General features: G+C 35.5%; 8 protein-coding genes. 2 read left to right on the forward strand and 6 right to left on the reverse strand.

Annotated elements, in window-relative coordinates; genetic code table 11:
- Positions 1–22: 22 nt before the first annotated feature.
- The 3 genes from FN756_RS14710 to FN756_RS04035 all read right to left on the reverse strand — a co-directional run bounded on the left by FN756_RS14710 (position 23) and on the right by FN756_RS04035 (position 3,565).
- Positions 23–229, reverse strand: a complete 207-nt coding sequence (locus FN756_RS14710) for an MFS transporter (protein WP_185955170.1) — start codon at positions 227–229, stop codon at positions 23–25.
- Between the two features lie 129 nt (positions 230–358).
- Positions 359–1,072, reverse strand: a complete 714-nt coding sequence (locus tag FN756_RS04030; protein WP_142601691.1) for a head GIN domain-containing protein — start codon at positions 1,070–1,072, stop codon at positions 359–361.
- Positions 1,073–1,657: 585 nt separating this feature from the next.
- The gene (locus FN756_RS04035) at positions 1,658–3,565 is read right to left on the reverse strand and encodes a RecQ family ATP-dependent DNA helicase (RefSeq protein WP_142601692.1); all 1,908 of its coding nucleotides are present in this window, start codon (positions 3,563–3,565) and stop codon (positions 1,658–1,660) included.
- A gap of 192 nt (positions 3,566–3,757) precedes the next feature.
- On the opposite strand from FN756_RS04035, the gene FN756_RS04040 reads away from it, so the two are divergent.
- Positions 3,758–5,974, forward strand: coding sequence for a S41 family peptidase (locus FN756_RS04040; RefSeq protein WP_142601694.1), 2,217 nt, complete (start codon positions 3,758–3,760; stop codon positions 5,972–5,974).
- Between the two features lie 136 nt (positions 5,975–6,110).
- Positions 6,111–8,285, forward strand: a complete 2,175-nt coding sequence (locus tag FN756_RS04045) for a bifunctional alpha,alpha-trehalose-phosphate synthase (UDP-forming)/trehalose-phosphatase (RefSeq protein ID WP_142601696.1) — start codon at positions 6,111–6,113, stop codon at positions 8,283–8,285.
- 33 nt (positions 8,286–8,318) lie between these two features.
- Here FN756_RS04045 and FN756_RS04050 read toward each other — a convergent pair whose 3' ends face one another.
- The 3 genes from FN756_RS04050 to argS form a co-directional block, all read right to left on the reverse strand.
- Positions 8,319–10,097, reverse strand: coding sequence for a glycoside hydrolase family 15 protein (locus FN756_RS04050; RefSeq protein ID WP_142601698.1), 1,779 nt, complete (start codon positions 10,095–10,097; stop codon positions 8,319–8,321).
- 337 nt (positions 10,098–10,434) lie between these two features.
- On the reverse strand, positions 10,435–11,106 hold the full coding sequence (locus tag FN756_RS04055; RefSeq protein ID WP_142601700.1) for an FAD-binding oxidoreductase: 672 nt from the start codon (positions 11,104–11,106) through the stop codon (positions 10,435–10,437).
- Between the two features lie 179 nt (positions 11,107–11,285).
- Positions 11,286–13,055 carry an arginine--tRNA ligase gene (argS, locus tag FN756_RS04060; RefSeq protein WP_142601702.1) on the reverse strand — a complete coding sequence of 590 codons (1,770 nt, stop codon included), beginning with the start codon at positions 13,053–13,055 and terminating at the stop codon, positions 11,286–11,288.
- Positions 13,056–13,082 lie beyond the last annotated feature (27 nt).

A 13,082-nucleotide genomic window follows, 5' to 3' on the forward strand; every position in this document is an offset into this window, starting at 1 on the left:
ATGAGTAGTACTAATCCGATTGCTAGAATAGCTGTAAAAAATAATACGGAACCACGCATACGCCTGTAATTACTTCAATGTATCCATATAAGAATGTACCATTTGTAGAGGTAATATTTGCATAATAAACCGGAAAAATTGCAGATGTAATAGTTAAGGCATAAACAGAGTTTGCCCAATCATACATTGCCCATGCATTTATTACTTTTTTATTAGAGATTTGAAGCATATTGAAAGGCCTAAAATAATACATTTAGACTAAAAGGTGGTGAAAGTGACGATTTAATAAATAGGAGTAAATATCGTAATGAATAAAAAAATCCTGCTTTGGTCAGGATTTCTCAGTTACGGGCTTTCGTTAATCAGCAGACTTTATCGATGATGCACCGGAAGCTTTTTGGATAATTTGTGAAGGTTTGCCCTTGTAAAGAACTTTACTTGCGCCACTTGCTGAAACCTCCAGTTGGTTTAAAACATTTAATTCCGCCTCCCCTGCTCCACTTGAAGTTACATTACATTTACCAGCAATCATATCAAAGGCCGCTATTTTACCAGCTCCGGATATTTTAATATCTAAAACGCCGGTTTGACCTTTTAACATCAATTTGCCAGCACCTGAAATTGTTGTTGTTATACGTCGAGCTTCCATTTCCATTATTGACTCAGTAATTCCTGAAGAAGAAAATTTGAAATTATCCAGATGAAACTTATTCGTAGTAATAACATTATTTGCGCCATAAATATCAATTGCACTGATCTTTTTAGCATGAACCCAGATACTAATAGGTACTGTGGTACAAAAACTACGTTTGGATGAAATTTTAAGTTTTGTACCGCTGGTTACAGTTTTTACCTGCTCTAACAGATTGTCGTCACCTTTTATTTCCAACGACTCAACTGAATCTTGGGTAAGTTCAATATTATAAGCCCCACTTACTTCTAATTCTGAAAAGGAAGCTATTTGACGACTTTGAGTAATAACGTTTCCTGATCCTCGTATACAATTGAATTTACACGATTGACAGGTTAGCCCAACTGCTACTAATAAAATAAGAACTTTTCCTAATCTCATAATTTTGATTTAGTGTTTGTGACACTCGATGTTTCACTAAAATACAATTTTACAATAGATATAGGTTGAAAAGATTTTCCATTAAAAAGTCTGTCAAAATTAATTTGAAAGGCTTTTATTTAAACTATTAAACAACTAAAACTATGAAAGCTGAGTTTTTAACAAGTTTTATCGTTGCCAAATGGGGGTATTTTATGAGCGTCTTTCAATGTTATTAAAAGGGTTACACGTTTACTTACCTTGTCGGTGGAATATGTTTAACTCCGACCCTTCAACGAATGACCGTATCTCTCTTGATGATTCCGAATCGGTTGGGTTTTGTTATAAACTCAAATTTTGTTTTTAATCTTCTTTAGAAGCCTATAATTTTCGCTGTTGAAATAAAAAAACCTTGCCCAATATTTCGTGCCGTCAGAATGTTAATAGAGGGCCTTACCTTTGTTTTTTTTCAATAGAAACGCCCCTATGTTTGAAAAAGCGTTAATTGTCCTTTTTTACGATTATTTAATTCACTCCAATCTTCATCTGGTTTTTTCAGGAATTTGAACACCGCTCTTTTAAGATAACAACGGTTGACAATTTATTTTACAAACCATTAACCATTAACCTTTTCTCGTCGTTCATCATTAATGTTCCATCGTCGATCATTTCGCGAATAATCGGCAACAATTCTTCTTTACGGTAGTTGATTTTCTCCGGAACATCATTAAGAAAAGGTTGATCGTTTCGTGCTAATTCCATAATCAGCTTGCGAAGTTCAATATGACTAGCACTTTCTTCTTTTTTCCTTCTGTTAATACAAACATCGCAACTGCCGCATTCATTTATAACAGTTTCTCCAAAGTACTCGCGTAGCATCCGACTCCGACATGTATCTGGCGATGAAGCGTAACGGATTACAGCCTCTAATTTTTCTTCTAATAATTCCTTACGATCGCGCAAGTAAACAGCATTGATAAACATACTTTTAGCCTCGGCTCTTGGAGCTAAAAAAGTAATACGCGGTAAATCACTTTGAACTAAATAACTAATAATACCTAATTCTTCCAGCTGTTTTAAAAGCAATTGATATTGATCAATAGGCATGTTGCTGCGTTTTGCCAATAATCTTTCATCAATTACTACATAGCTGTCGAATAAATTTCCATACGACCTCAGAAGAATTTTAATGGGGATATCAAAACGAGCATTTGCAATCTGGAATTTATATAAGTCTTCATGATTTACAATTAATTTAATTCGCGATGGCATTAATACCCCATCACTCAATGCCAGATAATTGTCTTTTTCCAAAAACTTTAATGAATTAATTACCTTGATAGCCTGCAAGTTATAACGACTGCAAAGTGCATTGATATCGAAATCATAGGTAATCCCTAATCCGCCACCTACAGCCAATTGTAAATAGTTCCCTAAAGCTTGATAAGAATTCCTTATATCATTTACATCAGGTAAATTAAGTTCCAATTTTCGTTTTAATTCGTATTTATCAGTTTCACAATAAATTAATACGGCATATGACTTTTTACCATCGCGACCTGCCCGACCAGCTTCCTGATAGTATGCTTCTAGATGATCGGGTGGCTCCAAATGAATAACAACACGTACATCGGGTTTGTCAATACCCATACCAAAGGCATTGGTAGCCACCATCACTCTTATTTTGTTTTTGATCCAGGCATCCTGTTTTGTTGAACGAACCGGAGTGGTTAGTCCTGCATGATAAAAATCTGCTGAAATTTTATTTATCAACAGGAATTTAGCGACATCCTGAGTTTCTTTCCTGCTGCGTACATAAACTATTGCTGAACCATTAACTTTTCGTAACACATCTAACATTTTCTGATGCTTGTTTTCCTCATACCTAACTACATAAGCTAAATTTTTACGTTCAAAGCTTTGCTGAAAAATAAGAGGTTGCTTAAAAAGCAGCTTTTCACATATGTCGGATTTTACCGCGGGAGTAGCTGTAGCAGTTACAGCAAGAAAAGTAGTTTTGGGAAGATATTCGCGTAATTCTGCAATTTTTAAATAAGAAGGACGAAAATCATAACCCCACTGGGAGATACAATGGGCTTCATCAATAGCAACAAAGCTCACTTTCATTTTACTTAATCGAGCAAGAAAAAGAGCTGTACCTAAACGCTCAGGAGATACGTACAAAAATTTAATACCTCCATAAATACAAGTATCAAGTGCAATATCTATCTCCCGATAACTCATACCTGATATAATGGCAACCGCTTTAATTCCTTTGCGTTGCAAATTCTCCACCTGATCTTTCATAAGAGCAATAAGTGGAGAAATGACAATACATATTCCATCCATAACTAAAGCAGGAACTTGAAAACAAATGGATTTTCCTCCTCCGGTTGGCAATAATGCAAGCGTATCATTCCCGTTCAGAATAGATTTGATGATCTCTTCTTGCAAAGGTCGAAATGCATCGAAACCCCAGTATTGCTTTAACGTTTGATGAATGGCAGCTGTCATAATTATCAAGTCAAATGTAAATGAAAAAGCCAAAAGCAGAAAGACAAAAGGATCATAGAGAACATTTCTAAACAGTCAAAAAACTTTACCTTCTACTTTAAACTTTAAGCTCTCTACTTTTTTATTAAATTGCTTTTCATTTTTTAGCTTAACGAGTACATATAATCCCATTCATTTAAATCATACTCTCCAATGAAAAAATTGCTCTTTGCTGCATTTTTGATTCTTCAGTTTACCAGCCAACTTTCAGCTCAACATCTTCCCAATCTGAACTTTGAAAAATTGGATACTTTAAAAACCGGTGCACTTGGATGGGTTGCAACACTTGCAGGTGATATGAATCATGTGAGCATTGATTCCAGCACCGTTCAAAGTGGTATTAATAGTATAAAACTTGAAGGCAATCTTAAAGATGCAGTTGCCCTGTACTTATATAAACTTCCTGCTAATTTTTTAGGTGATTCAATAAAACTTACCGGATATATAAAAACTGAAAATTTAACTCAAGGTTGGGCTGGATTATACTTACAAATCAACGGACCCAATGGAACATTGGCGAAAGAAAATATGAGTACTATGGCGGTTTCAGGAACGAATGACTGGCAAGAATATAGTATTACGCTTCCACTGGATTTAAAAAGCACTGAAATTGTAATTGGTGGATTATTAAACGGAAAAGGTATAGCTTGGATCGATAATTTTAAACTATTCATTGATGGGATACCATTGGCTAAAATTACTAAAGTTCCTGTTTACAAGAAGTTTAAGCCTGTTCAACCTTTCAAGTCATTTTTAACTTTAAAAAATTTAAACACTCAGGAAGTATCCAATCTTGCTCTACTGGCTAAAGTATGGGGATTCTTAAAATATCATCACCCTGCTGTTGCTTCAGGCGAAAAGGATTGGGATAAGTCATTGTTTGTTCAGATAGACGCTATAAAATCAGCTAAAAATATACAAGAACGAAGTAATCTATTATTGGCTTGGATAAAATCATTGGGAGAAGTTAAGCCTTGCGATAGCTGCAAAGATGGAAATGCCTTTGTGAAAATGAATCCTGATTTTGCCTGGATGAATGATAAACGATCGGTTTCACCTGAACTTATTGATCAATTAAACCTTATTCAACGTAATCGTTATCGTGGAACCAATCATTATGTAACAATGGCTAGTGCCGGTAACCCTGACTTTAGCAATGAAAAAATATATACCAATGCTGATTTAAGCGACGATGGAGTGCGGATGCTTGGCTTATTTAGATATTGGAATATTATCCAGTATTATTATCCTTATCGATATGCTATTGGACAGGATTGGAATAAGGTTTTAACGGAGTTTATACCAAAAGTTTCCGGTTCAGTAGATTCGGTTTCATATCAGCTAACTATGCTTCAGCTCATTTCACGGATCAATGATAGCCAAGCAAACTTAATATCAGATAAAGTAATAAATAAGCAATTTGGAGAGCGAAATGTGTCTTTTGCTTCTCGGCTTATTGGTAATAAATTGGTTGTTTCAAAATTTTATATTGATTCACTTGCTCGAATTTGTCCATTACATATTGGGGATGTTATTACAAGGATTGATAGTTCAGAAGTAGATGATAAAATAAAAGTTTTAGCTCAATATTCATGTGCATCTACCAGATCTGCAGTTAATAGAAATATAGTAGCGGAAATTTTAACAGGGAATACAGCTAATGTTGACATTACTTATGAACGTGAAGGCATTACGGCTACCGCAACAATTCAAAGATATCCCTTAAAAACGATTGATTATGGTGTTAAGGAATTAAGTGATTCAAGAAACATCATGTTTGAATTAATGGGTCCAGAAGTTGGTTATATAAACCTCGAACAGATTGATAAGAATAAAGTACCAGAGATATTTGAAAAATTTAGAAATACCAAAGGCATAATAATTGACATAAGGAATCAACCCAAAGAATCCGTGGCCTTAACTCTAAGTAAGCATATAAAGCCCTATTCTACTCCATTTATTCGTTTTACAACTTTTTCGCTTCAAAAACCTGGAATGTTTGAAGAAGCGGCAACTATTAGCAGTGGTGAAAAAAATCCGGATTACTATAAGGGGAAGGTGGTAATTCTTGTAAATGAATTAACACAAGGCCAGGCAGAATATATTACCATGGCGTTGCAATCGGGTCCAAATACAACAGTAATTGGTAGTCAAACAGCAGGAGCGGATGGAAATGTATCTACTATTATTTTGCCTGGAAATTTAAAAACTTCCTTTTCTGGAATAGGGGTATATTATCCTGATGGTCGTGAAACACAACGTGTGGGAATCATTCCTGATATTGAGGCCAAACCAACAACGGAAGGATTACGTGCCCATAGAGACGAGGTACTTGAGAGAGCTATTCAGTTTATAAAAACCAATCAATAGGTATACATATTGAGTATATCTATTTGATTTATATGGTATTGAAAATAATTTTTATTAAAAAATAGAGTTTAATTGTGTGTGAGTTAAGATGAATTAGCTAACTTATATCTGTATTTTTTGATAGAAAAGAAGGAATATGGATACATCAAAAACCGTAATTGTCTCAAACCGATTACCTGTAAAAGTTAGTTTTATTGGCGAAAAGATAGTATACCATAATAGCGAAGGTGGATTAGCAACTGGTTTAGGAAGCATTTTCAAAGGCCACAAAGGCCTCTGGATTGGCTGGCCGGGCGCAATAATAGATGAAGGAATAAAAGATAAGATTATCGAGGATTTATGCTTACAAAGGTTAGTTCCGGTTTTTCTTACCGATGACGAGATTAACAAATTTTACGAAGGTTTCTCAAATGAAACATTGTGGCCTCTCTTCCATTATTTTTCTACTTATGCTAAATACAACAAAGAGTATTGGGAAAGTTATAAGAGCGTAAATCAGAAATATGCAGATGAAATTTTAAAAGTGCTCAATCCGGGTGACCGACTTTGGGTACATGATTACCAGTTGATGCTCGTTCCTCAATTAATTCAGGAGAAATTGCCTGATGTATCCATCGGTTTTTTTCTCCACATCCCCTTTCCTTCATATGAAATATTCAGACTTATTCCTTGGCGTGATGAAATACTAAATGGCCTTGTAGGCGCCGATTTAATTGGTTTTCATACGTATGATTATTCAAAACACTTTCTTAATTCATGCCAGCGAATTTTAGGATTTCAATCATTCTCCAATCAATTAATCGTTAATGACAGACCTGTTTTAGTAGATGCTTTTCCGATCAGTATTGACTATCAGAAATTTCATAACCTGGCCGCTAACAGGGTATTACGTCAACATGAAAAAACACTAATCGAACGCAAGGGTAAATCCAAATTGATGATTTCAGTTGACCGTTTGGATTATAGCAAAGGTATTTTGAATCGCTTGATGGCATTTGAACAATTACTAGAACAGCATCCAGAATACATAGAAAAAGTGATTTTTTTACAATTGGTAGTACCCTCTCGTGATACAGTAGAACATTATAAAGATCTGAAAGAGCAAATTGATCAAAAGGTTAGTAATATAAACGCTCGCTATTCTACCATGACCTGGCAACCTATTTATTATTTCTACAGATCATTCTCACAAGAAATGTTGTCGGCGATTTACAAAACAGCCGATATAGCATTAGTGACACCCATGCGAGATGGTATGAACTTGGTGAGTAAAGAATATGTAGCTAGTCGAATAAAACATAAAGGAGTTTTGGTTCTAAGTGAAATGGCCGGTGCATCTAAAGAGCTTTCGGACGCAATAATTATTAACCCTAACGATATTGACTGTTTTACAAAGGCTATCGTTACAGCTTTAAAAATGCCGGTTGATGAACAGATCCGCCGAATGACATCCATGCAGCAAATCGTCTCAAAGTTTAATGTGTATCATTGGGTTAGGATATTTATGAAGCGGTTGGAAGAAGTAAAAACATTACAGCGTCAACTTTCAACTCGTGAGGTAACTAATCAAATTATGGAAATGGTCGCTGATCGTTATAATCGCACCGAAAAACGTTTATTGTTTTTGGATTATGATGGAACCTTAGTTGAATTTAATTATAATCCTCTACTGGCAAAACCTGATTCCTCATTACTTCAATTAATAAGTGAGTTAGCCAAGGATAAAAAAAATACCGTTATTTTAATCAGTGGTAGAAAATATGAAACACTTGATGAATGGTTTGGCTTAATGCCTATTCATATTGTAGCTGAACATGGTGCATGGATCAAACAATTTGGCAAAGATTGGAAACACATTGAAGTAGATACTTCTTGGAAAAATGAATTGGCTAATATCATGCTATCTCTTGATGAGCGAACACCCGGCTCATTTATTGAAGAAAAAACGTATTCATTAGCTTGGCATTATCGTAAAGTAGAAGAAGGTTTGGGGGAATTAAGATCAAAGGAACTGGTTGAAAACTTAAAATACTTTGTTGCAGATAAAGGTTTGCAGGTTTTACAAGGAAATAAAGTAATTGAGGTAAAAAGCGTTGAAGTCAATAAAGGCAAAGCTGCCAAAAAATGGCTCGATCATGCTGATTATGATTTCATATTAGCAGTGGGTGATGATTATACTGATGAGGATACATTTAAAGCGATGCCTAAAAATGCAGTAAATATCAAGGTCGGCTCGAGTAGTTCAGCCGCAGACTTTTTCTTACATTCACCTTATCAGGTGCGCGTATTATTGAAACGCTTAATTGAATAAAAGTAGAATTGAAAAATGGCATGAACACTCAGCCTATATAAAATCGGGCCGGTCAATTTTTTTAGCAATGCGGTATGCCGCATTCATTAATCCAACATGACTATATGCCTGTGGAAAATTTCCCCACTGGCTACCATTTCCTGAATGTACATCTTCACTCAACAACCCAAGATGATTAGTATATTTCAGTAATTGTTCAAACTGCAACACTGCTTCGTCAACTCTACCTACGCAAGCCAAAGCTTCAACATGCCAAAATGCGGTTATTAGGAACGTAGTTTCCGGTTTTCCAAAATCATCAGTATGTAAATAGCGATAAAATAACCCTCCTGGAGCTTTCAGTTCGGCCTCAACTGCTTCCAAGTGAAGGCGAGCTTTCTCACTCCGTGGATCCAGGTAATTCATTACAATCAATTGCAAAGTACTTGCATCCAAATGAGAACTACCTACAGCCTGAGTGTACACTTTTCTTTCAGAATCATAACACGCTTCAATATGTTTTGAAGCTCGCTCACTAAGCGTTCTTGCCATTTCTTCAAGATGAAAATTTTTGATGTGTTTCGCAATTTTTATGGCGGCCTGACATCCTGCCCATTGAAATAGATTAGTGTAGCAATGTAGTTGTGTTAAATTTCTGAACTCCCATATTCCAGCATCGGGTTCATCAATTGTTTGTTCTATCCTTTTAAGAACGCGCTCCAACCAACCAGACGAATCCTGTCGTTCTGTATAAGTAAAACGTTTATCGGTATATAGGCGTAAAATTGATAACAATACCTGGCCGTACACATCGTTTTGCACATGTTCAGAAGCTTGATTTCCAATGCGAACCGGCCTGTTATTTAGATATCCCTTCAAGTCAATGATTTTTTCAGTTAGATCTGCATCGCCAGTGATACTGTATAAAGGCTGAAGACGCTCCTTTGCACTGGCCGCAATATTAGCGATGAAATGAAAATAATGTTCCATTTCTTCAAAGTGACCGATATTGTTAAAGGCCTGAAGTATATAATAAGCATCACGAAGCCAACAAAAACGATAATCCCAATTACGGCCACTTTGATCAAACTCAGGTAAACTGGTGGTGCTGGCGGCTATGATAGCACCTGTGTCTTCAAACTGGTGTATTTTCAAAGCTAGCGAGGAGCGAATTACCTGCTCTTGATACATATTCCCTATAGTGGTATTTTTTATCCATTGTTGCCAGTAATTAACCGTCTTATGCTGAAATTCTTCGCAAGTACTAACCAAAGGTGCTTCAAATGGGTTACCATAAGTTAGTACCAAATATTTAGTTTCATTCAATACCGTGTATTTACCTTCAATAATATGGCTCAAAGAAAAATTGGTGGTTAAACGAATAGGGTTTTCGAGTCCATAGTACTGCAAGTGGTTACTACCGCTGTAAAGATTTAGTTCGGCTTCACCGTAATCTTGGGTTGGGCGACAGGTTATTTTTACACGCGGATTACCAGACATTACTAACACCTTCCGTACCAGCATCAATGGTCTAAAATAACGGTCGTACTGATAAAAGCGAGGGGCAAAATCAATGATTCGATAAATGCCTTCCATACACTCCACTTCTGTGCAAAGAATATTGGTATTTTCTATATAAAATTGACGGGATGAGAACTCTCCTTCAGGCAATATGGTGAACTCTCCTCCTTTGTTTTCATCCAATAAACTACCAAATACAAAGCTGCTGTCGAAGCGAGGCCAGCAAAGCCAAGAAATATCTGTGTTTTTGTTTACATGGGCTATAAACGCACAATTACCAATTATACCTGATTCATAGATATGAGTTTGCATAGGCCAATTTGTTAAGAGTTATTGGTTAATAGAAAATAACTAATAATGGCAATCAAAAGCTCTTAAATCTAAAAAAACAGAAGCTTACTTAGATTGACAACTTATTGATAATAAGATATATAAATATACAGGAAAGTAAGTTTACATTATCATCTCAAATGGCTACTAAGCAATCATAGATTTTTTATTTCAACTTATTGATAAATAAATATGAATAACAACGTTTATTATAACTATAAATTGCCAACAATAATTTAAATCGAAGCCTGGTGTTGAATAATGAATTGTTCTTCAACAGGAAATTTCTGCAATGTCGGAAGCGGCAAAATTTTGAAACCTATTCTTTTTCAAAGGTAATGGTTTCCAGATTTGCTCCCAAACTTATCAAGGCCTCTGAAACATCATGCACAAAACTTGGAGGACCGCAGACATAAAAGTCCTGTCCGAAGTTTCTAATATTTTCGATTAAAAATCTCCTGTCAATTTTGTTTTCCATAAATCCAACTACATTTTCTCTTGTCAGCACATTATGATAGTTATCTCCTAGGAGTCTGGTTAATTCTTCATAAAGAAAAATATCATCAGCTGTTTTATTTGAAAAATAAAGTTGATTTCCTGATAGAGCCTGTTCTTTATAAAGTTCTCGGAAAATGGCGATAAACGGGGTAATTCCTGCACCTCCGGCCAAAAACACGCCTGGTTTTTTGTACTGAATAGTACCCCAGGGGTCTCTTATTATTAATTCATTACCTGAATTAAGTTTACCTAATTCTTTAGTAATACCGTCATGATCATTATAAATTTTTATAATAAATTGGAGAAAGGGCCATTCGTTTATACTGGTAAATGTAAAAGGTGCTTCTCTATCGCGCCAACCATCTAAATTAATAGAAACCATCGTGGCCTGTCCAGGAATAAATGAATAATTTTTAGGTTTCTCAACGATAAATCTTTTTACGTTATAATTGATGTAATCGGCTTCTAGGATTTTAACGATATGTTCTTCCATTTCAGCTTAATTTAAGATGTTCATGCTTTCTAAATTTAATTAATTGCAACATCAAATTACAGAATTTCAATAGTCATTTAAATATATAGTATATAAGCTGAAATTTTCTACCTGCCGTTTAAGCAAAAAGACCCTCACACAGTTAAGTATAAGGGTCTTTTTTGATTATTTAAACCGAATTACATTCGTTCAGGTACTTCAATGCCCATCAATCCCATGCCTCGTTTTATAACATCACCGGTAAGTTTTGATAACTGCAAACGGAAGTTACGATCGTGTTGAGAAATTTCAGGTTTGAGAATCGGGTTGTCATGATAAAATTTATTGTAAGCCTTTGCTAGCTCATAAAGGTAATTACCGATCACTGCCGGACTATAATTATCAGCGGCGTCAATTATTACTGACGGAAACTTATCTAATTGTTGAATCAATTCACGCTCATCTTTATTAAGAGGGAATACTTCACCATAAGTAAAATCACTAGAACCACTTTTACGCAGAACGGATTGAATACGCGCGTATGAATATTGAATAAATGGACCGGTATGCCCTTGAAAATCGATCGATTCACTTGGATCAAACATCATACGTTTTTTCGGGTCCACCTTTAAGATATGATATTTTAAAGCCCCCAATCCAATCTTTCTGAAAAGCTCAACCTTTTCCTGATCATTAAAGTCATCAACTTTGCCCAAGGCTTCAGTGTATTCACGCGAAGTATCAATCATTTCCTGAATCAAGTCATCAGCATCAACAACCGTTCCTTCACGTGATTTCATTTTACCGCTTGGCAAATCAACCATTCCGTACGAAAGATGATATGAACCTTTGGCAAACTCTTTACCTAATTTATTAAGAATCAAGAATAATACTTTAAAGTGATAATCTTGTTCGTTACCAACCACGTACACCGATTTATCCATTTTAAAATCACCGTACTTAAGCTGAGCAGTCCCCATATCCTGAGTCATGTAAACCGAAGTTCCATCAGAACGTAAAACCAGTTTTTGATCTAAGCCATCTTCAGTAAGATCGATCCACACAGAACTGTCAGGTTTTCTAAAGAAAACACCTTTTTGTAGGCCTTCTTCAATGATCTCTTTACCTAATAAATAGGTATTCGATTCATAGTAGTATTTATCAAAGTTAACACCTAGTTTTTTGTACGTTTCATCAAAACCCTCATAAACCCAGCCGTTCATCATTTTCCAAAGGTCGATTACCTCCTTGTCTCCTTCTTCCCATTTTTTCAGCATTAGCTGAGCTTCAATCATGAGCGGAGCTTGCTTTTTGGCATCATCTTCGGCTACGCCTGTTGCCTTTAATGCATCGATTTCCTTTTTATATTCTTTATCAAAAATCACATAATATTTACCTACAAGATGATCTCCCTTTAAACCACTCGAGGCAGGAGTTTCTCCGTTACCAAATTTTTTCCAAGCCAACATCGACTTGCAAATATGAATACCGCGGTCGTTAACCAAATTCACTTTGGCAACATCGTATCCTGCTCCTTTTAAAATTTCGGCAACAGAATACCCTAATAAATTATTACGTACATGGCCTAAATGCAAAGGCTTATTGGTATTGGGAGATGAATACTCCACCATAACTTTCTGGCCGTTTGGTTGAGCAAATCCAAAGTTTGGCGTATTGCATGCAATTTTAAAACGATTTACCCAATATGAATCGGCAATAACAAGATTTAAGAATCCCTTTATTACATTAAAATCAGCAACTTCAGTAACATGATTTATTAAATAGGCACCAATGGCTGTTGCAGTAGCATCAGGTGATGTTTTTGAAAAACGAGTAAAAGGAAAAACAACTATTGTGATATCACCTTCAAATTCTTTTCTAGTTTCCTGTAGCGTTACGGCAGATGCTTCGATATTTTGATCAAAGAGAACCTTTACAGCCTCAATGGTTTTTTGAACAATAAATTCCATGCCTCAAAATTATTAAATCTGCTGTAA

Source organism: Solitalea koreensis (assembly GCF_900182575.1).
GTDB classification, from domain to species: domain Bacteria; phylum Bacteroidota; class Bacteroidia; order Sphingobacteriales; family Sphingobacteriaceae; genus Solitalea; species Solitalea koreensis.

Excerpts from the sequence above, each read along its gene's own strand:
- FN756_RS04050 (WP_142601698.1), bottom strand. The coding sequence starts at position 10,097 with ATGCAAACTCATATCTATGAATCAGGTATAATTGGTAATTGTGCGTTT.
- FN756_RS04055 (WP_142601700.1), bottom strand. The coding sequence starts at position 11,106 with ATGGAAGAACATATCGTTAAAATCCTAGAAGCCGATTACATCAATTAT.
- argS (WP_142601702.1), bottom strand. The coding sequence starts at position 13,055 with ATGGAATTTATTGTTCAAAAAACCATTGAGGCTGTAAAGGTTCTCTTT.
- FN756_RS04030 (WP_142601691.1), bottom strand. The coding sequence starts at position 1,072 with ATGAGATTAGGAAAAGTTCTTATTTTATTAGTAGCAGTTGGGCTAACC.
- FN756_RS04045 (WP_142601696.1), top strand. The coding sequence starts at position 6,111 with ATGGATACATCAAAAACCGTAATTGTCTCAAACCGATTACCTGTAAAA.
- FN756_RS04040 (WP_142601694.1), top strand. The coding sequence starts at position 3,758 with ATGAAAAAATTGCTCTTTGCTGCATTTTTGATTCTTCAGTTTACCAGC.
- FN756_RS14710 (WP_185955170.1), bottom strand. The coding sequence starts at position 229 with ATGCTTCAAATCTCTAATAAAAAAGTAATAAATGCATGGGCAATGTAT.
- FN756_RS04035 (WP_142601692.1), bottom strand. The coding sequence starts at position 3,565 with ATGACAGCTGCCATTCATCAAACGTTAAAGCAATACTGGGGTTTCGAT.